The sequence below is a fragment of the Nocardioides sp. GCM10023255 genome, assembly GCF_042653125.1.
Taxonomy (GTDB): Bacteria; Actinomycetota; Actinomycetes; order Propionibacteriales; family Nocardioidaceae; genus Nocardioides.
The window spans coordinates 254,942-280,544 of the sequence record NZ_JBHSHU010000007.1 but is presented as its reverse complement, the minus strand read 5'-3'; the positions used below and the strand labels follow the sequence as shown (position 1 = coordinate 280,544).

At 73.1% G+C, this 25,603-nt stretch carries 19 protein-coding genes; 10 read left to right on the top strand and 9 right to left on the bottom strand.

Translation table 11 applies throughout. From position 1 onward, the window contains the following. Positions 1-2: 2 nt before the first annotated feature. Complete coding sequence (locus tag ACFO9I_RS13505) at positions 3-1,445, top strand: pilus assembly PilX family protein (RefSeq protein WP_379181643.1); 1,443 nt, start codon at positions 3-5, stop codon at positions 1,443-1,445. 278 nt (positions 1,446-1,723) lie between these two features. On the opposite strand, the gene ACFO9I_RS13500 is transcribed toward ACFO9I_RS13505, so the two are convergent. The 5 genes from ACFO9I_RS13500 to ACFO9I_RS13480 all read right to left on the bottom strand — a co-directional run bounded on the left by ACFO9I_RS13500 (position 1,724) and on the right by ACFO9I_RS13480 (position 7,713). Next, complete coding sequence (locus ACFO9I_RS13500) at positions 1,724-2,947, bottom strand: type II secretion system F family protein (RefSeq protein WP_379181641.1); 1,224 nt, start codon at positions 2,945-2,947, stop codon at positions 1,724-1,726. A 37-nt stretch (positions 2,948-2,984) separates the two neighbouring features. Beyond that, the gene (locus ACFO9I_RS13495; RefSeq protein ID WP_379181639.1) at positions 2,985-4,319 is read right to left on the bottom strand and encodes a type IV pilus twitching motility protein PilT; all 1,335 of its coding nucleotides are present in this window, start codon (positions 4,317-4,319) and stop codon (positions 2,985-2,987) included. 82 nt (positions 4,320-4,401) lie between these two features. Then, complete coding sequence (locus ACFO9I_RS13490) at positions 4,402-6,087, bottom strand: GspE/PulE family protein (RefSeq protein WP_379181637.1); 1,686 nt, start codon at positions 6,085-6,087, stop codon at positions 4,402-4,404. Positions 6,088-6,089: 2 nt separating this feature from the next. Then, positions 6,090-6,605, bottom strand: coding sequence for a hypothetical protein (locus ACFO9I_RS13485; RefSeq protein WP_379181635.1), 516 nt, complete (start codon positions 6,603-6,605; stop codon positions 6,090-6,092). Positions 6,606-6,612: 7 nt separating this feature from the next. After that, entirely contained in the window at positions 6,613-7,713 is a 1,101-nt protein-coding gene (locus ACFO9I_RS13480; protein ID WP_379181633.1) for a type IV pilus twitching motility protein PilT, read from the bottom strand. Between the two features lie 201 nt (positions 7,714-7,914). Here ACFO9I_RS13480 and pilM point away from each other — a divergent pair, with 201 nt between their 5' ends. The 7 genes from pilM to ACFO9I_RS13445 are packed head-to-tail and all read left to right on the top strand — an operon-like array spanning position 7,915 to position 14,744. Further along, complete coding sequence (gene pilM / locus ACFO9I_RS13475; protein WP_379181631.1) at positions 7,915-9,042, top strand: type IV pilus assembly protein PilM; 1,128 nt, start codon at positions 7,915-7,917, stop codon at positions 9,040-9,042. After that, complete coding sequence (locus ACFO9I_RS13470; RefSeq protein ID WP_379181629.1) at positions 9,039-9,824, top strand: hypothetical protein; 786 nt, start codon at positions 9,039-9,041, stop codon at positions 9,822-9,824. The genes pilM and ACFO9I_RS13470 overlap by 4 nt, the downstream gene beginning before the upstream one ends. After that, on the top strand, positions 9,824-10,462 hold the full coding sequence (locus ACFO9I_RS13465; RefSeq protein WP_379181627.1) for a hypothetical protein: 639 nt from the start codon (positions 9,824-9,826) through the stop codon (positions 10,460-10,462). Before ACFO9I_RS13470 ends, ACFO9I_RS13465 begins: the two co-directional genes overlap by 1 nt. A 15-nt stretch (positions 10,463-10,477) precedes the next feature. Beyond that, entirely contained in the window at positions 10,478-11,671 is a 1,194-nt protein-coding gene (locus ACFO9I_RS13460; protein WP_379181625.1) for a hypothetical protein, read from the top strand. Between the two features lie 22 nt (positions 11,672-11,693). Next, the gene (locus tag ACFO9I_RS13455) at positions 11,694-12,491 is read left to right on the top strand and encodes a hypothetical protein (protein WP_379181623.1); all 798 of its coding nucleotides are present in this window, start codon (positions 11,694-11,696) and stop codon (positions 12,489-12,491) included. Beyond that, entirely contained in the window at positions 12,488-13,303 is an 816-nt protein-coding gene (locus ACFO9I_RS13450) for a prepilin peptidase (protein ID WP_379181621.1), read from the top strand. The genes ACFO9I_RS13455 and ACFO9I_RS13450 overlap by 4 nt, the downstream gene beginning before the upstream one ends. A gap of 16 nt (positions 13,304-13,319) precedes the next feature. Continuing rightward, positions 13,320-14,744 carry a diguanylate cyclase domain-containing protein gene (locus ACFO9I_RS13445; RefSeq protein ID WP_379181619.1) on the top strand — a complete coding sequence of 475 codons (1,425 nt, stop codon included), beginning with the start codon at positions 13,320-13,322 and terminating at the stop codon, positions 14,742-14,744. 9 nt (positions 14,745-14,753) lie between these two features. Here the strand turns inward: ACFO9I_RS13445 and ACFO9I_RS13440 are convergent, their stop codons facing one another. Further along, on the bottom strand, positions 14,754-17,300 hold the full coding sequence (locus ACFO9I_RS13440) for an EAL and GGDEF domain-containing protein (protein ID WP_379181617.1): 2,547 nt from the start codon (positions 17,298-17,300) through the stop codon (positions 14,754-14,756). 224 nt (positions 17,301-17,524) lie between these two features. On the opposite strand from ACFO9I_RS13440, the gene ACFO9I_RS13435 reads away from it, so the two are divergent. After that, a complete protein-coding gene (locus ACFO9I_RS13435; protein WP_379181615.1) occupies positions 17,525-19,540 on the top strand; it encodes a bifunctional diguanylate cyclase/phosphodiesterase in 2,016 nt (671 codons plus the stop codon). Here ACFO9I_RS13435 and ACFO9I_RS13430 read toward each other — a convergent pair. Beyond that, positions 19,521-21,998 (bottom strand): EAL and GGDEF domain-containing protein, encoded by a 2,478-nt coding sequence (locus ACFO9I_RS13430; RefSeq protein WP_379181613.1) that lies wholly within the window; start codon positions 21,996-21,998, stop codon positions 19,521-19,523. The genes ACFO9I_RS13435 and ACFO9I_RS13430 overlap by 20 nt on opposite strands. 164 nt (positions 21,999-22,162) lie before the next feature. Here ACFO9I_RS13430 and ACFO9I_RS13425 point away from each other — a divergent pair, with 164 nt between their 5' ends. Then, positions 22,163-22,981, top strand: coding sequence for a GGDEF domain-containing protein (locus ACFO9I_RS13425; RefSeq protein WP_379181611.1), 819 nt, complete (start codon positions 22,163-22,165; stop codon positions 22,979-22,981). Here the strand turns inward: ACFO9I_RS13425 and ACFO9I_RS13420 are convergent. After that, a complete protein-coding gene (locus ACFO9I_RS13420) occupies positions 22,948-23,403 on the bottom strand; it encodes a DUF4440 domain-containing protein (protein ID WP_379181609.1) in 456 nt (151 codons plus the stop codon). The two genes, ACFO9I_RS13425 and ACFO9I_RS13420, sit on opposite strands and share 34 nt — an antisense overlap. Further along, positions 23,400-25,550 carry a putative bifunctional diguanylate cyclase/phosphodiesterase gene (locus ACFO9I_RS13415; protein WP_379181607.1) on the bottom strand — a complete coding sequence of 717 codons (2,151 nt, stop codon included), beginning with the start codon at positions 25,548-25,550 and terminating at the stop codon, positions 23,400-23,402. The genes ACFO9I_RS13420 and ACFO9I_RS13415 overlap by 4 nt, the downstream gene beginning before the upstream one ends. Between the last annotated feature and the right edge of the window lie 53 nt (positions 25,551-25,603).

The window sequence follows — 25,603 nt, the reverse complement described above, 5'->3', positions numbered from 1 at the left end:
CCGTGAGGACCCAGACGATTCGCAGACCCGCGTCGGCTCGCGACGACCGCGGTTCGGCGATGATCATCACGCTGATGGTGATGGCGTTGGTGACGGCGCTCGCAACCACCGTCGCGGTGCTCACCATCGACAACCTGCAGTCGTCGTGGCGTGCCAAGCAGGCCGGCTCGGCGCTGAACGCTGCGGACGCCGGGGTCTCGCAGGCGATGAACTACCTGCGCAACAACGGAGTTCGCAGCCTGGCCTGCTCGCCGTCCTGCACCAGCAACGCCTGGGGCAACAGGACCACGCCCAGCAGCGAGACGTTGCCTGGCACGGCCGGCGAGGCATACAAGGCGTGGATCGAGGTGTTGGCGGCGTACCCTGCCAACACGACCGGTCGCTACCGGATCCACTCCACCGGGACTGCCTCCGGCGCGGCGTCGCGCAAGGTGACCGTCGACGTCACGGTGGCCACCACCCAGGTGCCGCGCGGCGTGTTCGCGCGTTCGATCAGCGGCGGTGGCTCCGCCTCGGTGACGCACGAGAGCATCTTCTCGACCGGCTGCGTGTCGAACCGCAAGCAGATCTCCATGGTCAACGGCGAGATCGACCTGGCCTACGGCATCCCCATCGGGGTGCACAGCTCGCAGTACATCACCGAGGCCAACAACGCCCCGCAGTACTGCCCCGACACCGACAACAAGCTCATCCACCGGGACAAGCACGGGAATCCGAACTTCTGCAACGGTGACTACCCGTACGACCAGGACCGGCTCGGCGGCAGCCTGACCAGCACGCCCTGCGCCACCACGCAGACGACGTACCCCGGCTACTACGGTGTGCAGGACCTCGACGGTGACGGCAGCAACGACGTCAAGGGGTCGTGGTTGAAGAACGACGACGCACTGTTCAAGCTCTTCGGGATCAAGACTCCGGCGCTGTCGCAGGCGCAGATCGACCAGCTCCGAACCATGGCGCAGGCGCAGGGGAACTACTGGACGACAGCGAGCTACGGCGGAGCCTCCGGTTGGGCGGTCCCTGACGAGGACAACGCGGTGATGTTCTTCGACCTCGCTGGTCAGCCGACCACCGGCCGCACGATCATCCTGAACCCGTTGGACGAGAGCAGGTTCGACCCGACCAAGTGGACCTCGGTGCCGAACACGAACGGCTGCCCCAATGCCCCGCGCTCACTGGTCATCGTGGTGCAGTCCGGCAACGTGCAGTTCAACGCCAACCTCGATCTGGCCGCCTCCCTGTTCCTGACCTCGGGGACCCCGTACGGCCAGGTCTACCGTGCCAACGGCACCGCCAACTTCCTCGGCACCATCTACGCCGACACGGTGAACCTGGTCGGCAACGTGGACATCTCGTTGAACCAGTGCTTCCTCGACAACGCCAGTCCAGCGCTGCTCGACGTACGGATCAGCTCCTACCGCGAGGTCGATCGCGGGATCTCCTGATTCCCGGCGGCAGGCCGCATGACGTCCCGGCATACCGCCGAGCCGAGGTGCTCCTGCATGCCGCTGTTGGTCCAGAGCCACTCTCGACGACGGTCGCGCCGTGCCGGTGTTCGCTTGCCCGTGGCGTCATCACCCTGCGTCGCCTTCGCCTCTCAACCACCGGTGATCGAGCAGTGCGGCCCGACCAACGACAAGGGCGACGGGACGTCATGCGGATCGAGGTCCCTAACCCTCACTTCGCATGACGTCCCGCCGCCCTCACAGGACGAGCAGGGAGCTCAGCCGATCATGTCGAACACCTTGAAGATCGGCATGTAGAGCGCCACGATCATCGACCCGACGACGCCACCGAGGAACGCAATCATCAGCGGCTCGATGAGGGCGGTGAGGGACTCGGTCATCGCCTCGACCTCCTCGTCGTAGAACTCCGCGATCTTGTTGAGCATCTGGTCGATGGCGCCGGCCTCCTCGCCGGAGGCGATCATCTGCACCACCATCGGGGGGAAGACCTCGTGCTCGGCCAGGGGAGCGGCGACGCTCTCGCCGCGGCGTACGGACTCCTGGACCTGCTTGAGCGCCCGGGAGATGACGATCGAGCCGGTGGTCTCCGAGACGATGTCGATCGACTGCAGGATCGGGACGCCCGAGGAGAGCAGCGTGCCGAGGTTGCGCGAGAAGCGGGTGAGCGCGAGCTTCTGGAAGAGCTTGCCGAAGACCGGCAGCCGCAGCTTCAGGGGGTCGACGACGTTGCGCACCCGCTCGCTGCGGCCGAACTTGCGCCACCAGGCCACGAACCCGATGAACGAGACGACGCCGATCGGCAGCAGGAACTTCATCGCCCCCGACAGCATCACGAGGATCTTGGTCGGCAGCGGGAGCTCGCCGCCGAGGTCCTCGAACATCTTCGAGAAGACCGGGACCACGAAGATCAGCATCGCGATGCACATGAGGATCGCGAGGACGAAGACCACGACCGGGTAGGTGAGCGCGGCCTTGATCTTGCCGCGCAGCTTCACCTCGGCCTCGAAGTTGTCGGCGATCTGGCGCATCGCGCCGTCCAGGAAGCCGCCGGCCTCGCCGGCCTTGGTCATGTTGACCATCAGCGGCGGGAAGGACTCGGGGAACTTCGCGAACGACGCCGAGAGGCTCAGGCCGGCCTCGACGTCCTGCTTGACCGCGCGCAGGATGCGCCGCAGCTCGGGGTTGTCCGCCTGGTCGGCCATGATCGACAGCGCCCGGATCATGGTCAGGCCGGCGTTGATCATCGTCGAGAACTGCCGGGAGAAGACCGCGAGGTCCTTGGTCTTGACCCGCTTCTTGCGACCGAGGGTGATCTCGCGCTGCATGCCGACGTTCGCCGGCTTCACCTCGAGCGGGACGTAGCCCATCGCCCGGAGCTTGTCGGCGACCGCAGCCTCGGAGGCGGCCTCGACCTTGCCCTCGGCGAACTTCCCGGAGGCGTCCCGGACCTTGTAGGCGTACTGCGTCGCGGTGGTGCTCACGGGTGTCTCCTGGGGCGGTGGTCGAGCGAGCGGGCGGTCACTGCCAGCTCGGGGCGGCGCGCTGGACGGAGGAGCCGGCCAGGGTGTCGAAGTCGGCGCGGTTCGTGCAGGCCTCCAGGCCTGCGGCGTAGGTGATCCGGCCCGCGCGCACCAGCGCGGCGAGGTGGGCGTTCAGCGTCTGCATCCCGTCCTTGGCGCCGGCCTGCAGGGCGCCCTGGATCTGCTGGAGCTTGTCGTCGCGGATCATCGCCCGGATGCCGGTGTTGCAGACCATCACCTCGACGGCGGCGGCCCGGCCCTGGCCGTCCGCGGTCTTGACCAGGGTCTGGCAGACGACGCCCTGGAGCGTCGCGGCCAGCTGGGTGCGCACCTGCTGCTGCTGGTCGGAGGGGAACACGTCGACCACACGGGTGATCGTGTCCTGCGCCGACTGGGTGTGCAGGGTGGCGAGGACCAGGTGGCCGGTCTCGGCCGCGGTCAGCGCGACCGAGATCGTCTCGAGGTCGCGGAGCTCGCCGACGAGGATCACGTCGGGGTCCTGGCGCAGCGCGTGCTTGAGGGCGGCACGGAACCCGTGGGTGTCGCCACCGACCTCGCGCTGGTTGACCAGGCAGCCCCGGTGCTCGTGCAGGAACTCGATCGGGTCCTCGATGGTCATGATGTGCCCCCGACGGGAGCGGTTGATCTTGTCGATGATCGCCGCGAGCGTCGTGGACTTGCCGGAGCCGGTGGGGCCGGTGACCAGGACCAGGCCGCGGGGGAGACCGGCGAAGGTGCCGAGCACCTCGGGCATGCCCAGGTCCTCCAGCGGCACGATCTCCCACGGGATCACGCGCATCACCGCGCCGAGGGCCTCGCGCTGCTGGAAGACGTTGACACGGAAGCGCGCGTGGCCGGGGACCGCGTACGCGAAGTCGAGCTCGAGCTCCTCCTCGAAGACCTTGCGCTGGCGCTCGGTCATCACGCCGTACATCACGCTGCGCAGCTGCTCGCCGTCGAGCGGAGGGAAACCCTCGATCGCCTCCATCTCGCCTCGCACACGCACGGTCGGCGGGGCGTTCGAGGTCAGGTGGAGGTCGGAGCCCTTCATGCGCAGCACCTGGATCAGCAGGTCGTCGAGCACCAGCCCGCGCTGGCCCGGCGCGCCGGCCGGGGAGGGGTGGGCGGCCGGCGTCTGGGGGGCGTACGCCGGCTGCTGCGGCTGCGCGTGCTGGACCGGCTGCGGCGCGGTCTGCGCCGGCGCTGCCACAGGAGCCGCGACCGGCGCAGCCGCCGGGGCGGCGGCAGGGGCAGCGGGGGCAGGGGCAGGCGCAGCCGGTGCGGTCGTGCCGGCGAACGAGAGGCCGAAGCCGTTCTTGAGTACTTCGTTCACGGGGGTGCTCCTCCGAGCGGGCGCAGGTCGAGGGTGTGGCCACCCTGTTCATCGGCCGCGCGGCGCCCCGACTTGAGCCGGCTCAGGCGACGACGCGCAGGACCTCCTCGATCGACGTCCGCCCCTGGGCGACCTTCAGCCAGCCGTCGTGCTTGAGCTCGGTCATGCCCTGCGACATGGCCGCCCGGGTGATGTCGTCGGTGGAGGCACGGGCGACCGTGAGCCGCGAGATCTCCTCGGTCACGCTCATCACCTCGTGCAGCGCCAGCCGCCCGCGGTAGCCGGTCTTCGAGCACGCGGAGCACCCGACCGGCCGGTGCAGCGTGGGCAGCGGCTCGCCCTCCTGCCAGGGGTAGCCGACCCGCAGCAGCTCCTCGCCCTCCGGGGTGTACGCCGTCTTGCAGCGGCCGCACAGCGACCGGCACAGGCGCTGGGCGAGCACCACGTCGAGCGCGGAGCCGACCAGGAACGGCTCGATCCCCATCTCCACGAGCCGGGTGACCGCAGACGGCGCGTCGTTGGTGTGCAGCGTCGAGAGGACGAGGTGGCCGGTGAGCGCCGCCTCCACCGCGATCTGGGCGGTCTCGTGGTCGCGGATCTCACCGATCAGCACGATGTCGGGGTCCGAGCGCAGGATCGAGCGCAGCGCCGAGGCGAAGGTCAGCCCGGCCTTGGTGTTCGTCTGCACCTGGTTGATGCCCGCGAGGCGGTACTCCACCGGGTCCTCGACGGTGATCACGTTGACGTCGGGCCGGTTCAGCTGGTTCAGCGTCGCGTAGAGGGTGGTCGACTTGCCCGACCCGGTCGGGCCGGTGGCCAGGATCATCCCGTAGGGCTTGGAGTAGGACTCCGAGAAGCGCCGGAAGTTGTCCTCGCTGAAGCCGAGGTCCTGCAACGCCAACTGGGTGTTGGTGTTGTCCAGGATCCGCGCGACGACCTTCTCGCCCCACACCGTCGGCAGCGTCGCGACGCGCAGGTCGATGCGACGACCGTCGTGGTTGACCGACATCCGGCCGTCCTGGGGGACCCGCCGCTCGGCGATGTTCATGTCCGCCATGATCTTGAGCCGGGAGATCACGCCGTTCTGGATGTTCTTCGGCGACCGGTGCGCGTCCTTGAGCACGCCGTCGATGCGGTAGCGCACCCGCAGGTCCCGCTCGGTCGGCTCGATGTGGATGTCGGAGGCCCGGTCGGAGATCGCCTGGGTGATCAGCAGGTTCACGAACCGGACGACCGGTGCCTCGTCGGAGACCTCGGTGAAGTTCGCGAGGTCCTCGGTCTCCTCGTCGGCGGTCAGGTCCGAGGTGAGGTCGTGCAGCTCGCCCTCGGCCCGGTAGACCTGGTTGATCTTGGTCTCGATCTCGGTGCGGTTGGCGATCGCGAAGCGCACCCGACGGCCGGTGATCCGGCCGAGGTCGTCCTTGAGCTCGATGTTGCCCGCCTGCCGCAGGCCGACCGCCACGACCAGCTCGCCGTGCTCCATCCGGAGCGGCAGCACGCCGGCCCGGCGCGCGAACTCCCCGGGCAGCAGCGCCGCCGCGGCCATCTCCACGGTGTACTCGGTGAGCTCGACGTACTCCAGCCCGGCCCTGCCGGCCGCCGTGCGCACCACGTCGGTGCGGTCGACCGTGCCGTCCTCCAGCAGCACCTCGAGGACGCTGCGGGCGCGCTGCGGTGCCGCGAGGGTGGCCGCGTCGACCTGCTCGGGGGTGAGGAGCCCCGCGTCGAGCAGGGCGTTGACGGTCTCTCGGGAGGCTTGGGCTTGCACGGTCACTCCTGGGGGATGACGGACAGCGCGGCGAGCGGGTTGTCGCGGTAGCGCAGGATGAGCTCCCGAGTGGCTTCGTCGATGCGTTCGTGGAGGGCACGGCGGTACGCCGTGAGCTGCTGCTCGGCGGTGCGCAGCCGCTGCTGGGCGTCGGCGACCTGTTCCTCGTCGTGCGGGTCGACCTCGGTCACCCACATCTCGCTGAGCACCGGTAGGTCCGGCAGCGGGTCGGCGGCGCGGAAGCTCACCAGGGCGCGGCGGGTCTGCCCCGACCCGGTATCGCCCAGCACCCGCACCAGGTCGTCGACGCTGAGCGGGGCGGCGGTCCCGGACTCCGCGTCCAGGACGTCGATGCGGGCGTGCACGAGGCGGCGCCAGTACGACACCTTCTCCTCCTCGGCCTCGAGCCGGTGCCGGTAGCCCCGGAGCTGCTCGAGGTCCAGGGAGGCGAGCTCGGCGGAGGGCACCGTGGAGGTGACCGAGCGGCGACGGCCGTCGCCCGAGGTCTGCGGACTCATCTGTTCATCACACCCGTTCGTCGACGAGCAGGGGGTCGACCCCTGCACGCTTCAGCATGACGGAGATGTCGTGGGTGTTGGAGCTCACGAGCTTCGCGTCGCGCACCGAGACGGTCCCGTCGAGCACCAGCCGGACCAGGTGCTGGTCGAACGTCTGGGTCCCCGAGTAGCCGCCGGCGGCGATGATGTCGTCGATCGTGTCCGTCTTGTCCGGCTCGGCGATCGCCTCGGCCAGCCGCGGTCCGTTGACCGCGATCTCCATCGCGACCGCCCGGCCGACGCCGTCGGCGCGGGGGACCAGCCGCTGGCAGACGATGCCGCGCAGCGACGTCGCCAGCCCGAGGCGTACCTGCTTCTGCTCGTGCGGCGGGAAGAAGTCGATGACCCGGTTGACCGTCTCCTTGGCGTCGGTGGTGTGCAGCGTCGACATCACGAAGTGGCCGGTCTCCGCGGCCGACAGGGCGGCCTTGACGGTGTCGACGTCGCGCATCTCGCCGATGAGGATGACGTCGGGGTCCTGGCGCATCGCGGCCCGCATGGCCACCGCCCAGTCGGCGGTGTCGGTGCCGAGCTCGCGCTGGGTGACGCTGGCGAGCTTGTCGCTGTGCACCACCTCGATCGGGTCCTCGATGGTGAGGATGTGCACCGCCCGCGACTCGTTGATCTCGTCGACCATCGCCGAGAGCGTCGTGGTCTTGCCCGAGCCGGTCGGGCCGGTCACCAGGACCAGCCCGCGCGGTTCGAGAGCCAGCTGGCGGATCACGTCGGGGAGCTCGAGCTCGGCGAGCGACATGGGGTTGTGGCGCACCAGCCGGAGCACGCAGCCGGCCGTGCCCCGCGAGCGGAAGGCGTTGACGCGGAAGCGTCCGATCCCCGGCACGGACAGGGCGTAGTCGGCCTCGTTGGTCGCGGCGAACTGCGCGGCGACGTCCGGGGGCATGGTCTCGCGGATGAGCGCCTCGGCGCTGTCGGCGGTCAGCGGGTCGGCCTGGAGCGGGACCAGGGTGCCCGAGATCCGTACGCGCGGCGGGCCGCCCACCTTGATGTGCAGGTCCGAGCCGTGGTTGACCACGACGGCCTGCAGGAACGGAGCGATCTGGAGCGTCAACGGGGGGCCTCTCGGTCGGCAGTCGACAGTGCGCGGGGGACCACGGTCCTCCTCTGTATCGGTCGGGGAGGCCCCCATCTGTAGACCGCGTGCCGAGAACCTCATGACGGGAAATCCCGTGCCGCCCGTCAAGTCGCGGGCCCGGGCCGCCGATGACCACTTCGACCCGATTCACCACCCCACCACCACTTCGAGGACTCGATGGCACGCACCCTGGTCGGACTGGACATCGGCAGCACCGGTGTCCGCGCAGCCGAGCTCGTCCCCGGGCGACGCCGGTCGACCTTGCGCCGCTTCGCCTCGGTCCCGCTGGCTCCCGGCGTCGTGCGCTCGGGCATCGTCGTCGACGGTGAGGCCCTGACCGCGGCCCTCAAGGAGCTGTGGTCGAAGGGCCGGTTCGGCTCCAAGGAGGTGAGCCTGGCGATCGCCAACTCCGGGGTGATGGTCCGGCAGATGGTGCTGGACTGGATGCCGCCGGCGGACTTCCGCCAGGCGCTGCGCTACCAGGTGCAGGACGCGCTGCCGATGCCGGTCGACGACGCCAACCTCGACTACCACCTCCTCGACGAGCTCGAGCTGGCCGAGGGCGACGAGGACCCGCGGCGCGTGGCCCGGATCCTGCTGGTCGCCGCGGCCCGCGAGGTCGTGGACCCCTTCGTGGACGCGGTCCGCGGGGCAGGCCTGCGCACCCGCGGTGTCGACCTGCTGCCCTTCGCGCTGGTCCGCGCCCGGACCCCGGGTGGCCTCGACCCGGCCGGCGAGGCCGAGGCGATCGTCGACATCGGCTCCGACGTGGTGTCGGTCGTGGTGCACGCCGGTGGGGTGCCCCGCTACGTGCGCATCATCCCGGGCGTCGGGGGCGACTCGATCACCCAGGCGGTGGCCAACCGCTACCAGTGGACCTGGGAGGACGCCGAGCGCACCAAGGTCTTCGTCGGCCTCCCCGGCCACGCCCGGCTCGACGAGTCCCAGCGCGCCACGGTCGCGCCCCGTCACGACGGCCTCGACCACCCCGCCCAGCAGGTCGTGGTCCGGGCCGCGACCGACCTGGTCGGCGAGATCGGCACCACGCTCGACTTCTACCGCGCCTCGGCCATCGAGGCCGCCGGCGAGGCTGCTGCGCCGACCGAGGTCGCCCGGGTGGTGCTGGCCGGGTCCGGCGCCCGCCTGGCCGGTCTCCGCGAGCTGCTCGAGGAGAAGGTCGGCGTGCCCGTGGAGCGCTACGACGTGATGGCGCACGTGAAGGCCGCGCACGGCGCGCGCCTCGACGCCGGCGACGAGGGCGTCCTGGCCGTGGCGGCCGGGCTCTGCGCGGGAGCGGCGCGATGAAGCTGCGCAGCGCTGCCCACCACCCCGCGCCGGGGCTGCCGCGCGTCAACCTGCTCTCCCAGTCGGAGTTCGACCGGATGGCGGTGCGCCGGATGCGCCGGCGCTTCGTCGCCGGGGGCGTCGTCATGGTGCTGCTCGCCGGGGCCGCCTGGTTCCTCCAGCACCAGCGGGTCGCGGAGGCCGAGAAGCTCGTCGCGGTCGAGCAGGCCGAGACCAACCGGCTCAGCTCGCAGACCCAGACCCTGACCACCATCCGCACCTTCGTCACCGGGGTCGCCGCGCAGAAGCAGACCGTCGCCACGACCATGGCGCGGGAGATCTACTTCTCCCGGGTGCTCTCCGGGATCCGCGAGGCCAGCCCGTCGGGGACGACGCTCCAGTCGATCGCCGTGACGCTCGCGGCCGACGCCGCCGCGGCGGGCGCGACGCCCGCGCCCGCTGCTGGTACGACGCCCGCCGGCGCCTCGGTGTGCCCGGGGCCCGACCCGTTCAAGACCGAGACCATCATCGGCTGCGTGACGCTGTCCGGCACCGCCGTCAGTCGCGCCGAGGTGGGGGAGCTGGTGACCAACCTGGGCAGCATGGGCCTCTTCGTGGAGCCGTTCATCTCGACCACGACCGCGGGCGACACCGCGACGGTGACCTTCAGCGGCTCGGTGGGGCTGTCCGAGAAGCTCTTCAGCAACCGCTACGCGCCGGCCGAGGCCGCCACGCCGGCCGACCCGGCAGACCCGGCGACCGCCCCGGCCGACCCGGCGGCGACGGACGGGGGTGCGTCCTGATGGACCTCAGCACTCCCAACGCCACGAAGGCCCTCGGTGCCCTCTCGCTCCTGGCGCTCGGCGCGGTGAGCTGGGTCGCGGTCATCGGTCCCGAGACCAGCACCCTCGCCGACACCCGGCTCCAGGTCGAGTCGGCGCGCCAGCAGAACACCATGCTCACCCAGCAGCTGGCCCAGCTGGAGCAGCAGCGGGGCGAGGTCACCGCGGCGCGGCGTACCGCCCGCGAGCTGGCCGCCAAGTTCCCGCCCACCGCCGACCAGCCGGGCCTGTTCCGGGAGGTCACGGCCGCGGCCGTGGACGCCGGCATCGGCCCCAACGGCGTGACCACCCTGGCTCCCACGCCGCCGGTGATCGGCGCGGGCGCCGGCGCCGGCGTCACCGCCACGCCGGCCCCGGGATCCGGACAGCTGGCCAGCCAGACCGTGTCGGTCTCGGTCACCGGCAGCTACGACCAGACGCTGCAGCTGCTGGAGAACCTCGAGCAGATGCCACGCGCCTACCTGATCGACTCGGTCAGCCTCTCCGGGGGCGGGACCGACGGTGGGTTCACCACCACCATCGCGGGCCAGATGTTCGTCATGCCGCCGGTCGTCGACCCCGGCAAGACGATCAACATGAACGCGACGACCCAGAACTGACCGGGGGAACACCACATGGAGCCGACCACCCAAGCACTCATCGTCTCGCCGCTGCTCGTCCTGCTCGTCCTTCTTCTCGTGATCTCGTCGCGCCGTCGTCGCGCCGCGGCCGCCGCGTCCACGGCCCAGCCGCAGCGCCCGGCGCCGGAGGTGCACGCCGCCCCCGTGGCCGAGGCCGCTCCCGTCGTCGAGGACGTACCCGCGGCCGACGCTGCCCCCGAGGCCGCACCCGAAGCCGCCCCCGAGGCCGACGGTGACGTCGAGGCGGAGGTGGAGGGCGAGGCCCCGGGCGGCCGGAGCAGGCGCACCCGCAGGTGGCGCGGCCGCCGTGGCCGCGGCGCGAAGGACACGACCGACACTGCCGACGGCGAGCCGCAGGCCGACGAGGTCCGGGCGGACCTGCCGGACACCGACGACTCGGACTGGGTCGAGTTCGACGCCCTGGAGGCGTCCGCGGCCCTCGAGGCCGCGTTGGGCGAGCAGTTGCCAGGCACCGGCGCGATCGCCCCGACGGAAGGTGTCACCGCCGAGCAGGCGGCGGCCTACCTCCGTCAGGTGTCCCTCGTGGTCCGGGGCCTGGCCGAGCACACCAGCGAGGACGAGAACCCGCACCGCACCCTGGCCCGGGTGGCCGCGGCCGTCGAGCGCCTCGGGGCCCCGGAGGGCATCGCCCGGCCGCACCTGCCGCTGCCCAGCGACCCGCTGCCCCACGCGCTGGGTCGCGGCCCGCGCCGCCCCAGCCACCTGCGCGAGCTCTCCGAGCCGGCCCCGCCCGCGGCCGTGCACGACACCTCGTTCCTGACGCTGTCCGCGCCGGCTGCCGACCCTGCTGTCGCCCCGGCCGTCGACCCGGGCGTCGAGGTCGCACCGACGCCCGCCGACGCCGGCGTGACGGTGACCCAGCTGCCGCCCGCGCTGCCCGACGCCGCCGCGCTGACCGCGCAGCTGCCGGAGCCGGAGGCGCAGCCGCATCCGTCCCTGGACCACGAGGCGCCACAGGTCGCGGCCCCGGCGCACGAGACGCGGGCCTTCGAGCCCGCCGCCTCCGAGCCCGCCGCCTCCGAGCCTCCGACACACGAGCCCGCCGCCGTCGAGACGCCGGTGGACCTGCGGTCGACCCTCACGGCGCACGACGACGAGGTCGTGCTGCCTGTTCCCCCGCCCGCGTCGAGCGCACCCCCGGCCGGCCGTCGCCGGTGGCGTCGCTAGTCATCCCGCAAGGAGTAGGTCCATGACGATCGTCTTCGAGGATGAGGAGCCCGCCGCCCCCCAGCGGCTCTCCGTCCCCGACCAGCTGGCGCGGCTGGCAGGCCGGTACGCCGCAGACGGCGACCTCCGCCGTGCCCAGCTGGCCTCGTGGGCGGGCGACGTGCACCTGCTCGAGGAGCTGCTGTGGGAGAACGGCCTCGCCGAGGCCGACGACCCGGTCGCGCAGCTGGCCGCGGTGGGGGAGGCCGTCGCCTCCGCGCTGGAGGCCGTGGCCGCGTCCGCCCTCGGCGAGCTCACCGCCCGCCAGGTGGTGGAGACCGCCCGTGAGGCGATGGTCTCGACGTTCGACGAGTCCGTGCACGAGGTGCTGATGGAGCAGTTCGCGCAGCTGGACCACCTCGACGCGTGCGACCCCCTGGAGCACGAGCCGGAGGAGGGTGGGCCGGCGGCCCGGCGCCTGGAGGGCCGCACCCCCGAGGAGCTCGTCGCCGAGCTGCGCGCCGCCGCGTTCGACTGCCTGGCCGTCGCGGAGGTGATGGACCGCGAGGGCGAGCAGGACGCGGCGTACCGGTTCGTCCACCAGGCCGACGTCGCGGCCTTCGAGGCCTACCTGGTCGCGGCCGCCGTGCACGCGGGCGACCACCAGCTCGCCACGGTCGACCTGCGCTGGGACCTCGCCGGCGACCTCGACCCGCTCGCGTGGGCGTCCCGGACGGACGACGCGTTCGCCACCCTGCGCCGCGAGCTGATCTCGCTGGTCGGCTCCGCCGAGATGGAGGCGCTGTGGCGCACGATCGAGACGAGCGGGGAGCCGTCATGACCGGCGCGACCCTGGCCGGGCCGCTCCCGGCCGCGCTGCTGCCCACCGCCCTGGGGGTGCTCGGCCTGCTCATCGGCTCCTTCCTCAACGTCGTGATCCACCGCGTGCCGGCGGGCGTCTCCCTGGTCTCACCCGGCTCGGCCTGCCCCGCGTGCGCGCACCCGGTGCGACCTCGCGACAACGTGCCGGTCGTCTCGTGGCTCGTGCTGCGTGGCCGGTGCCGCGACTGCCGGACCCCGATCTCGGCGCGCTACCCGATGGTCGAGCTCGCGACCGGGCTGCTCTTCGCGATGACCGGCTGGCGGTTCGGCCCGTCGCCGTACACCGCGGCCGCGCTCGTGGTCATGGCGGCCGGTGTCGCGCTCTTCCTCATCGACCTCGACCACCGTCGGCTGCCCTTCGCCGTCACCGGGGCCGCGGCGACCGGCACGGTCCTCGCCCTGGCGATCGACGTCGTGGTGCGCGGGCCGGGCGCGGTGCCGACGGCGCTGCTCTCCACCGCACTCTGGCTCGGGGTGTACGGCGGGATCTGGCTGCTCACGCTCGGCCGTGGCATGGGGCTCGGTGACGTCGCGCTCGCGCCGGTCCTCGGGCTGGCCCTGGGCTGGCTCGGCTGGGGCACCAGCATCGTCGGCCTCGCCCTGGGCTTCGCGATCGGGGCCGTCGTGGGGGTGCTGCTGATCGCGACCGGCCGCAGCCGGCTCGGGATGCGCGTGCCGCACGGCCCGTTCCTGCTCAGCGGGGCTGCGATCGGCATCTTCGCCGGTGGCTCCCTGTGGGACGCCTATCTCGGCGCCGTGGGCCTGGGCTGACCGGAGGCTTCTCGGGATGGACGATCTGGCGATCGGTCGGCTGCGCCGCGCGCTTGCCGCCGACCGGGCCACCGCGGCCGAGCGGGCCGCGGGGTCCGGCTCCGCGCTCACCCTCGACCCGGACGGCACCGACGTGTGGGCCGCGCCCGCGCCGCGGGAGGTGCCCGGCCGGCGGCCGGAGGAGGCGAGCGGCAACCACCTGGACGACGCCGTCGTCGTGACCGGCGCCGACCTCACCATCCACTGGGCCGCGCGCGCGGTCACCGACATGCTGGGGTACGCCGCCGGGGAGCTCGACGCGCGCAGCGCCCGCGCGCTGGTCCACCCCGCCGACCACGCCGCCGTCACCGAGGCCGTCGACAGGGTGCTCGCCGACCCACGACGCACCGAACGGCTGGTGGCCCGGCTCCGGGACCGGCAGGAGCGCTGGCGCTGGGTCGACGGGACCGTGCACAACCGGCTCGACGACCCCGGGGTGCGCGGCCTGGTCGCCCACCTGCGCGACGTCACCGACCGGGTGCGGGCCGAGGACGAGCACCGGCTCTCGCGGGCCCTGCACGAGGCCATGGTCGAGACCGCGCAGGAGGGGATCGTGGTGACCGCCCCCGACGGCACCACGTCGTACGCCAACGCCGCGATGGCGCAGCTGCTCGGCAGGCCGCTCGAGCTCCTCTACGGCAGCGACGTGGTCGCCGGGCTGCTGTCGGAGCAGGTCGGCACCGACCCCGGCGCGGAGCCCGGGTCCTGGCGCCGCGAGGTCGGCTACCGGCACCCGGAGGGGTCCGAGCGGCTCTTCGAGGTCGCCCACACGCCCCTGAGCCGGGAGGGAGACCCTGCCCTGGGGTCGCTGGTCACGGTCTCCGACATCACCGAGACCCGCCGGGCTGAGAGCGCGCTGCGCCGGCGGGCGCTCTACGACGCGCTGACCGGGCTGCCCAACCGCTACCTGCTGCTCGACCGGCTGGAGATGGCGGCCGCGCGGCAGTCGCGGAACGAGGGAGCGGGCACCGCGGTCCTCTTCCTCGACCTCGACGGGCTCAAGCCGGTCAACGACCGCTACGGCCACGACGCCGGGGACCAGCTGCTCCGGGAGGTCGGCGCCCGCCTGGCCCGGTCGGTCCGCGCGAGCGACACGGTGGGCCGGCACGGTGGGGACGAGTTCGTCATCGTCTGCGAGGACATCGACGAGGCGGGTGCCCTGTCGGTCGCCGCGCGCGTGCAGGCGGCCATGCGGCCGCCGGTCGAGCTCGAGGCGGTGCGCACCCGGGTGGGCGCCAGCATCGGGGTGGCGCTCTCACCGCCCTGCGACCCCGCCGACATCCTCCGGTGGGCCGACGCCGCGATGTACCACGCGAAGAAGCACGGCGGCGGCCGCGTCGCCGTGGCCGTCGAGCACGGCGACGGGCCGCCGTCGTGGCGGCTCGTGGCACCCCCCGACTGACGGTGGGGCCTACCGGCCGGGGATGTCGTGGGAGCGGGTGAGGGCGCCGGTCTCGCGTGCCGTCGCGGAGGACACGGCCGGGCTCCAGAGCCACCCCTGGGCGGCGTCGCAGCCGAGCTCCTGGAGCATCCGGGCGTCCTCGGGGGTCTCCACCCCCTCCGCCACGGCGACGAGCCCGAGGGCCCGGGCGAGCTCGACGATGGACGCGGCGATCGCCTGCGCCTCGGCGTCGGTGGCGATCCCGGCGACGAAGCTGCGGTCGATCTTCAGCATCGTCAGCGGCAGGGTGCGCAGGTAGGCCAGCGAGCTGTGCCCGGTGCCGAAGTCGTCCACGGCGACCAGGAACCCCCGGTCCCGGAGCCGGGTCAGCACGGCGACGGCGGTGGTCGCGTCGGCCATCACCGCGCCCTCGGTCACCTCGATGAGGACCTGGTGCGGTGCGAAGCCCGCGGCGCGGACCACCTGCGCGATCCAGACGTCCAGCCCCGGGTCGCCCAGCGTGTGCGGGGAGAAGTTGACGGCGACGTAGCTGTCCTCCGCCATCGCGCCGGCCGCCCGCAGGTGCCGGGCGTCGGCGAGCGCCCGGCGCAGCGCCCAGCGGTCGAGCTCGGGCGCGAGGCCGACCTCCTCGGCCACGGACACGAAGCGGTCCGGTGGCACGGAGCCGTGCACCGGGTGGTGCCAGCGCGCCAGCGCCTCGGTGCCCACGACCCGGCCCGTGGCGAGGTCGACGACGGGTTGGTGGTGGACCATGAGCTCGTCGGCCTCGAGGGCACGACGCAGGTCGCTGCCGAGCTCGGACCGCTCCTCGGTGTGGGCGGCGAGGTCGGCGTCGTACACACGGACGCGGTGCCGGCCCGAGACCTTGGCGGCGTACATCGCGGTGTCGGCCCGGCTGATCAACGTCCCGGGTGAGGGGGAGGGGGACAGGGCCACCCCGATCGAGGCGGTCAGGCGCACCTCGCCCTCGGACATCGGGAACGGTGCGTCCAGCGCCGCGACGAGGTCGTCGGCCAGCAGCCGGGCCGCGGCCTCGTCCACGTCCTCGCAGACGACGAGGAACTCGTCGCCCCCGAACCGCGCCACGGTGTCGGTGGGGCGGGCCGAGTCCTTGAGCCGCGCGGCCACCCGGACCAGCAGCTCGTCGCCGACCACGTGCCCGCGGACGTCGTTGACGAACTTGAACCGGTCGAGGTCGACGAAGAGGACCGCGGTCGAGCGCGTCTCCCGGGCGAGGGCCTGCTGCAGCCGGTCGAAGAGCAGGGCCCGGTTGGGGAGCCCGGTGAGGGAGTCGTGCAGGGCGGCCCGGCGCAGCTCGTGCTCGAGCCGGCGCGCGTCGGTGACGTCGGAGACCATGGCCAGGAACCCCTCGACGGCACCGTCGGCGTCGTCGAGGGGTGCGGCGGACACGACGAGGGTGCGCGGGCGGCCGTCGGGGTGGCGGTAGACGATCTCGGACCGCCCCGGCCGGATCGGTGGGCGACCTGCCGCGAGGTCGGGACGCAGGCGCCGCTCGGAGTCGACGACGTCGACCAGTCGCCGGCCGAGGATCCGGCCGCCGTCCAGGCCGAGGATCTCGACCAGCCGGTCGTTCACGTAGACGGCGCGACCGTCGGCTGCGGAGACCCACAGGCCCTCGTCGGCGTTGTCGGCCATGGTGCGGTAACGGGACTCCGAGGCGCGGAGGGCGGCCTCGGCACGGACCCGGTCGTCGACGTCGCGGAGGTTCCACAGCGTGCCCCCGACCGCGGTGTCGAGCAGGTTGCTCACGGTCGCCTCCATCCAGTGCCACGCGCCGGCGGCATCGTGGATCCGGAACACCAGCGACTCGGTGCCGCCTCGGGCCCGGACGCGCGCGGCGAGGGCCTGCACGGCTGCGGAGTCCTCCTCGTGGACGAACTCGGTGTTCCAGGCTGCGGCGAGGTGCTCGGCCGGGTGGTCGAGCAGGTCACCCAGCGCAGGGGACACGTAGACGACCTGGCCGCCGGCGTCGGAGACCAGGGCGAGGTCACCTGCCCGCTGGGCGAGCGCGAGGAAGAAGCTCTCCTGCCGCTCCCGGCGGCGCTCGACCCGGCGCAGCGGCCGCAGGTCCTGGACCGATGCGATGACCAGCGGACGGTCGACGGTGGCGTCGCGCAGCGTGGTGGTGCTGACGAGCGCGGGCACGGGTCGGCCGTCTGGTCCGGCGAGGACCCGCTCGGACCCGTGGGAGCGCCGGCCGCGCCGGAGGCCCCACCGCAGGCCCCGGCCCGCCCTCGCGTCGGAGTCGTGGAGCAGCGCGCGCACCGGTCGTCCGACCAGCTCGTCGGCGGGCCGTCCGACGAGACGGCAGAACGCCACGTTGGCGTCGACCAGCACGCCCCGGGCGTCGTACAGCACCTGCGGCACCGGGGACTGCTCGAACAGCGCGCGGGCGGACGCCCGGGGGCCGTCGGGTCCGGCGTCGACCGGGTCACCGGGCCCGGCGGAGGGGCTCGTGGCGGCACGGGTGGTCTTGACCGGTTCCGGCACGTCGCCGTGCCCGGCGACCATGTCGAACCCCACTGGTGCTCTCACGTCCCCCCCTGAACTCGAGTACCAGCACCGTAGGTCGACCTGTGGACTTCCGTCCCCGATTTGGGTGAAACGCCGTAGCGTGCGCGCTCGCGTCAGGACTTTCACCGGATCCGGGGCTCAAGTGGGCAGGACCGGGGACCGATCATCTGAGCACCTGATCGCGTGGGGGCGAGATCGGCGGGATCCGTCACGGTGGTCCCCCGACGGGTGGGGAAGGGGGGAACGTGCTGCAGATCGACCAGGGCCGGCTGCTGGCCAGCATCGCGGCGACCTCGCACGACTGCATCCTCTCCGTCGACGTCCGGGGCGTCGTGTGGTGGGCGAGCCCCGCCACGGAGACGGTCCTCGGCTGGCGACCGGAGGACCTCGCCGGCAGCGAGCTGTCGCTCGTGGTGCCCCGCGAGGGAGGCGACGTGCACGCGGCGTACCTCCGCCAGGTGCTCGAGGGCGAGCGGATCCAGCCGTTCATCGACACCGCCGTCCGTCGTGACGGCAGCTCCTTCAAGGCCTCGGTCGTCCTCGGCCCGGTGCACGGCGCCGACGGCGACGTCATCGGGGTCACCGTGATCATGCGCGACGTCACCGCCGAGCTCTTCGGGCACCGCGAGCTGGTCCACGCCGCGGACGCCTCGGGCGCCCAGCTCGCCACGGTCGCGACGCCCGTGGCCCTGCTCGACCTGGACGGCCGCTTCGGCTCGGTCAACGCCGCGTGGTGCGAGCTGCTCGGGCTCCCCGAGGACCACTTCACCGACCACGACCTGCTGTCGCTGGTGCACCCGATGGACGCGCACAACACGGCCGAGCGGATGGCCGCCCTGCGCAGCGGCGAGCACGACCGGGTCAGCTTCGCCGGCATCTTCCGGCGCGCGGGGGCCACCAGCGTCTCGCTGATGCTCGACGCCACGCTCCTGCGCGACGCCGGCGGCACGGCGTACGCCGTCGCGGTGGCGGCCCGCGACCTCGGCGAGGTCGACGACGTACGACGGGCCGCGGCGGTCCAGGAGAGCCTCTACGAGGTGCTCGGCCGGCGCTCGTGGGACACCGCGATCGTCGTCGACGAGGACCTCACGATCACCTACGTCACCCCCTCGGTGGTGCAGCTCCTCGGCTACGACCCGGCCGACGTGCTGAGCACCGCCGGGTGGGAGTACGTCCACCCGGCCGACGCCCCCCGCGTCGCCGAGGTGCTGGGCCGGGTGCTGGCCGAGCCCCGGCACACCGAGAGGTTCGTGCTGCGGCTGCGCGACCAGGAGGGGCGGTGGCGCTGGACGGAGGAGACCGTCACCAACTGCCTCGACGACCCCGAGATCCGGGGGCTGGTCGCCAACCTGCGCGACATCACCGAGCAGGTGCAGACCGAGGAGGCGTTGCGGCTCTCCGAGGCGCTGCACCGGGCCATGGTGGAGACCGCGCAGGAGGGCATCATCGCGATGGGCCCCGACGGCACGACGACGTTCGCGAACGAGACCGCCGCGGCCATCCTGGGTCGACCGCTGTCGGAGCTGCACGGCTCCGACACCCTCGTCCTGCTGCAGCTCGACCACTGGGGACCCGACGCCGGCAAGGTCGAGGTCGTCTACCGCCACCCCCACGGCGGTGACCGCACGCTGGAGGTCTCCCGGAGCCTGCTCACCGGCGCGGTGCCCCAGCCGCTCGGCTCCCTGGTGATGGTCTCGGACGTCACCGAGGCGCGCCGGGTCGAGCGCGCGCTGCGCCGCCAGGCGTTGCACGACCCCCTGACCGGGCTGCCCAACCGCTACCTCTTCCTGGACCGCCTGGAGACCGCGGCGGCGCGCCAGCACCGCTCCGAGGGGCGGGGCACCGCGGTGCTCTTCCTCGACCTCGACGGGTTCAAGCCGGTCAACGACGGCCACGGCCACGAGGCCGGCGACGTCCTGCTCAAGGAGGTCGCGGCCCGGCTGACCGCGGCGGTGCGGTCCACCGACACGGTCGGCCGGCTCGGAGGTGACGAGTTCGCGATCATCTGCGAGGACACCGACGAGGCGGCCGCGGTGCTGGTCGGCGCCAAGATCCTCGGCGCGCTGCGCCGGCCGATCCAGGACCACGAGATCGGGGTCAGCATCGGCATCGCGCTCTGCCCGCCGCACGACTTCGACGACCTCGTACGCCGCGCCGACGTCGCGATGTACCGCGCCAAGCAGCTCGGCGGCGGACGCATCACGGTGGCCCGTCCCGACGGGACGCCCACCGTGGACGAGGTCACCGAGGGGATCCGCTGACCTCGTAACGGCGGTTCAGCGCGCCCGCGGCGAGGGCCTCGTCGGGCGGCACCGCCCTGCTCCACAGCCAGCCCTGGGCGGCGTCGCAGCCCAGCCCGCGCAGCAGCTCGGCGTCCCCGGTCGTCTCGACGCCCTCGGCGACGACCGTGACCCCGATCGTGCGGGCGAGGTCGATGATCGAGCCTGCGATGGCCAGCGCGCTGGCGTCGCTGGAGAGCTCGGCCACGAAGCTCCGGTCGATCTTCAGCACCGACAGGGGCAACCGGCGCAGGTAGGCCAGCGAGCTGTGACCGGTGCCGAAGTCGTCGACGGCCACGCCGAACCCGCGCTCGCGCAGCCGGGTGAGCAGCGCGACCGCGCGGGAGGCGTCCTCCATGACGGCGCTCTCGGTGACCTCCAGCAGCACGTCCGCCGGAGTCAGGCCCTCGGCGTCGATGCTCCAGGAGATCCAGTCCTCGAGGCCCGGGTCGCTGAGGGTCCGGGCCGAGACGTTGACAGCGACGTAGGTGCCGTCCGACAGCGCGCCGGCGGCCCGCAGCGCGGTGGCCTCGCGCGCGGCGCGGCGCAGCGCCCAGCGGTCCAGGCCGGGGGCCAGCCCGATGTCCTCGGCCACCGGGACGAACCGGCCGGGCGGCACGTCGCCGAGCAGCGGGTGGTCCCAGCGCGCGAGGGCCTCGGCCCCGAGCACCAGCCCGGTCGAGAGGTCGATCACCGGCTGGTAGTGCAGCTGCATCTGGTTGCTCACCAGGGCGCGGCGCAGGTCGCTGCCGAGCTCGAACCGCTCCTCGGTCTGGGCGGCGAGGGCCGCGTCGAAGACCCGGATCTGGTTGCGGCCGGCGACCTTCGCGGCGTACATCGCGGTGTCGGCGTGGCGCAGCAGCGCGGCCGCCGACGTCGTGGGCGACAGCGCGACCCCGATCGAGGTGGTGAGCACGGCCTCGCCGCCGGTCAGCCGGAAGGGCACCTCGATCGAGGCCAGCAGGCGCTCGGCGACCTGGCGCGCCGTCTGCTCGTCGACGTCCTCACACACCACGAGGAACTCGTCGCCGCCGAAGCGGGCCACGGTGTCGGCGGGACGAGCGGCGTCCCGCAACCGGGCGGCCACCACCTTCAGCACGTCGTCGCCGACGGCGTGGCCGCGCGCGTCGTTGATGAACTTGAAGCGGTCGAGGTCGACGAACAGCACGGCCGTCCGGCTGGTCTCCCGCTGCAGGGCGTGCTCCAGCCGGTCGATCAGCAGCACGCGGTTGGGCAGCTTGGTGAGGTCGTCCTCGAGGGCCGCGCGGCGCAGCTGGTCCTCGAGCCGGCGGGACTCGGTGACGTCGGAGACCATCGCCAGCGAGCCGTCGACCGAGCCGCCGGCCTCGTCCAGCGGGGCCCGCGACACGGACAGGACACGCAGCCCGCCGTCGGGGTGCTCGTAGCGGACCTCGTAGCGCTTGGGGTCGCGGGACGCCGACGTCGTGTCCGGCAGGTCGAGCGCCTGCACGTCGTCGAACACGTCGAGGAAGCGGCGCTCGAGGACGTCCGCCTCCGGGAGCCCGAGGATCTCGAGCATCCTGCTGTTCACGTAGAGGGTGACGCCGTCCGGCGCCATCACCCACAGGCCCTCGTCGGCGTTGTCCGCGATGGCGCGGTAGCGCGACTCCGAGGCGCGCAGCTTGGCCTCGGCGTGCACCCGGTCGGTGATGTCCCGCAGGTTGCACACGATGCCGCCGACGGGGGTGTCCAGCAGGTTGCTCGTGGTCTGCTCCATCCAGTGCCACGCGCCGTCGGAGTCGCGGACCCGCAGGGAGGTCGTCTCCGCGCCACCGTCGGCGACGACCCGGATGAAGGCCTCGCGCGCGGCGGCCACGTCCTCGTCGTGGACGAAGTCGGAGGCGCGGGTCCAGAGGATCTCGGCGGACTCGAAGCCGAGCATGGTGGTCAGGGCGGGGGAGGCGTAGAGGAGCCGGCCGTCGGCGTCGGCCACGATCGCGAGGTCGCTGGCCCGCTGGGCCAGCGCGAGGAAGAAGTCCTCCTGCTGCTGGCGTCGTCGCTCCAGGCCGCGCAGGGTCGTCAGGTCCTGGACGAGCGCCGCCGCCCCGGCGGGCCGGCCCCGGTCGTCGCGCAGCAGCGAGGCGTCGACGAGGGCGGGGACGGGGCGGCCGTCCGCGCGACCCAGGATGCGTTCGGTCTGGACGCTGCTCTTCTCGCCGCGCAGCAGCGCGGCGAGCAGGACGTCGGCCTCGCCGCTGTCGGACCGGTGGCTCAAGTCGCGCACGGGGACGCCGACCAGCTGGGAGGCGTCGCGCCCGAGCAGACGGCAGAACGCCTCGTTCACCTCGGTCAGCACCCCGTGCGGGTCGCAGAACGCCTGCGGCACGCTCGAGCGCTCGAAGCACTCGCGGAACCTGGTCTCGGGCAGCGTCGGGACCGGTCCCGACCCGGAGTCGGAGGGCCCCTCGTACGGCGTCATGGCCGCGCCTCCCTCGAGCCGGCGGTCCGAGCGACGCCGGCGGCGTGACTCTACCGCCGCGCGGTGGCGGTGGTCGGGAACACGCAAAACATCGGTCGTTCTGTCCGACTCGCGACCGGGCTGCTGTCACAGTGGGATCAGCACGACACCGGGAGGGGGGCCGCGTGGACGACGACGTGGTGGCGGGGGCGGTCGCCCTGGCCGCTGCCCGAGCCCTGCTGCGGGTGGACACCAGGACCGAGGCGGCCGCGGTGCTGCACGCCGCCGTGCGCGACCTGGGTGGCCGGGTCGTCCCGGCGGACGGCGAGGCCGCGGCCGACGGCGGCATCGACGTCTCCCTCGGCCTCGACGAGAGCTGCGTCGCCGTGCCCGCCGACTCCTCCGCGGCCACGGCGCGGCGGCTGCGGCAGCTGCCGACACTGGTGCAGGACGCCGAGGCGGCCGCGACCCGCTGCGACCGCTACCAGCACCAGGCGAACCGCGCCCGCACCGACGCCCTGACCGGGCTCGCGGGTCGCCGCGAGATCGACGCCCGCCTCGTCGAGGCGGTGGTCGGCGACGTGGTCTGCCTGCTGGACCTCGACGAGTTCAAGGCGCTCAACGACACCCGCGGGCACGCGGAGGGGGACCGCGCGCTGCGCCGCTTCGGCCAGCTGCTGCGCTCGAGCGTGCGGGACGTGGACTTCGTGGGGCGGTACGGAGGCGACGAGTTCCTCATCGTGTTCGCGGGTGCGCCGCTGCCGGTCGCCGTCGAGCGGATGACCGAGCTGACCCGGGCGTGGGTCGACGACGACCCGGGTGGGTCGGTGTCGATCGGGCTGGCCGTGGTCGACGGTCGCGGGGTCGCGTCGGCGATGGCCGCGGCGGACCGCGCGCTCTACCGGGCCAAGCACGCCGGAGGCGGAGCGGTGCTGGTGGCCACCGAGGGGGACTACCCGGCGCCCACCGGTCAGGCGTCCCCGGGCTCGACCGTCAGGCCCTGACGCTCGTCGTCCCAGGCGGCGGCGCTGATCCGCCACCCGGCGGCGGTGCGGACGAGCTGCAGCGTCTTCATGCCGCGGCCGGTGAACGGCGTGCCGTCCTGCACTCCCGCCTTCTCGTAGCTGCAGAAGTGCTGCGCGACGTCACCGAAGACCTCGGTGCGCCCGTGCAGCTCCCACTCGCTGAAGTCGACCAGGCTGCCGCCGGACAGCAGCGCCTGCCGGGGAGCGATGAAGCCGTCGACGTCGTACACGGCCGGCTCGAGGCCGCAGGTGCGGACGATCAGGGCCTCGGGCAGGAAGACGTCGCGGAGCGCTTCGAGGCGGGCCGCGCTGTCCGGGCCGGAGGTGAAGGCGGCGAAGAACGTGCGCACGACCTCCGCGATCGCCGCCCGGTCGGCGACCGGGTCGGGGCGGGCGGTCACGAGGCCGGGGCGGTGGGGTTGCGCCGGCGCGAGCGCGGCCACCGCAGGCCGGGTGCGCGGTCGACGACCCCGGACCGCACCGGCAGCGTGGACAGCTCGGGGTGCACGGCGTGGCCGTCGTGCGTCGTGAGCAGGTCGATCGGCACGGCCGGGCTCCACAGGTGCCCCTGGGCGCTCGCGCAGCCCAGCCGTTTCAGCAGGGTGAGCTGCACCTCGGTCTCGACGCCCTCGGCCACCGTCTCGAGGCCCAGGCCCCGTGCCAGGTTGATGATCGACTGGGTGATGAGCAGGTCCTCGCCGTTGCCCGCGATGTTGGTGATGAACGAGCGGTCGATCTTCACCTGGGTCACCGGGAGGTCGCGCAGGAAGCTGAGCGAGGAGTAGCCGGTGCCGAAGTCGTCGAGGGCGATCCCGACCCCGAGCTCGCGCAGGTCGTTCAGGCAGCGGCGGGCGGCGGTGATGTCCTGCATCAGGGCCGTCTCGGTGATCTCGAGGACGAGCCACGAGGCCGGCAGCCCCTCGCTCTCCAGGGTCTCGGCCACGAGCTTCGCGAGGCCGGGGTCGCCGATGGACCGGGCGGACAGGTTGATCGCGACGCGGGCGTCCGGCGGCAGGAGCCCGGCGGCCCGGCCCCGGTGGGCGTCGCGGCAGGCACGCCGCAGCACCCACTGGTCGAGCTCGGCGACGAAGCCGCTGTTCTCGGCCACCGTCACGAACGTCTCCGGCGACACGGCGCCGCGCGTGGGGTGGTCCCAGCGCGCCAGGGCCTCGACCCCCACCACGCGGTGGTCGGTGAGGTCGAGCACCGGCTGGTAGTGCAGCTCCAGCCGGTCGGTCGCGAGGGCCTCGCGCAGCTCCTCGCCGAGCTGCAGCTGCTCGCGGGACCGCTCGGCGAAGGAGACGTCGAAGATCTGGCTGCGGGAGCGGCCCCGGGACTTCGCCTCGTACATTGCCGCGTCGGCGTGCCGCAGCAGCGCCTCCGCGTCGGCGTCGAGAGGTGGGCACACGGCGATGCCGATGCTGGCGCTGATGTGCACCGCGCGTCCCTCGACCCGCATCGGGCTCCGCAGCGCGTCGATCAGGCGCTGGGCCACCCCGGCCGCGGCCTCCATGTCGGTCTCGGGGCAGACCAGGACGAACTCGTCGCCGCCCAGCCGGGCCAGCGTGTCGTCCGGGCCGGCCACCCGGGACAGCCGGGTGGCGACCTCGCCAAGCACCCGGTCCCCGGCGAAGTGGCCCTGGGCCTCGTTGATGCGCTTGAAGCGGTCGAGGTCGAGGAAGAGCACCGCGACCGGGACCCGGTCCGCCGCGGCCCGCGCCAGCAGCTGGGAGAGCCGGTCGACCAGGAAGGCGCGGTTGGGCAGGCCGGTGAGGCCGTCGTGCATGAACGCCCGCACCAGCTCGGTCTCCAGCTCGCGGCGGTCGCTGATGTTGCGCGCGACGACGGAGGCGCCCGCCAGCTCGCCGCGGTCGTCGAGCACGGGACAGACGGTGAGCGCGACGTCGAGCAGCCGACCGTCCTTGGCGCGGCGCACGGTCTCCAGCGCGCGGACCGACTCGCCGCGTCGCAGCATCGCCATGATGGGGGCGTACTCCTCGACGCCGGGCGGGTGCAGCACGGTGACGTGCTGGCCGACGATCTCCTCGGCGCTCCAGCCGTAGAGCTGCTGTGCGCCGCGGTTCCACGACGTGATCGTGCCGTCCGCGGACTTGGAGAACACGGCGTCGGGGCTGGCGTCGACGATGGCGGACAGCACGCGCGCCGAGGCCTCCGCCCGCTGCAGCGCCGTGGAGACCCGGACGTGCCGGACGGTCCGTGACAGCGTGCGGTGCAGGTCGCGGGCGACCAGCTCGGTGCGGACGACGAGGTCGTCGGCCAGCTCGCGGCCGAGGTGGTCGGGGTGGTGGTCGTGGTCGTCGGCCAGCGCGAGCAGGGCGGCCTCGCCCGCGTGCCGGCGCAGCTGGTGCCAGGTCTCGGCCCGGTCCACGCCGGGGAGGTCGAGGTCCACCACGACGCAGTCGAACGAGCGCGCCGTGAGGACGTCGTACGCACGGCGGAGCGTCGGGGCGTGCAGGAGCGACCAGGAGCCGGACGGCTCCTGGGTGACTGCGTTCAGCGCGCTGGTCCCTCCGAGACCGGCGTCCACGAACAACACGGACGTCGACGCGGCGGAAGACGGCTGAACGGCGCCGTTCAGCA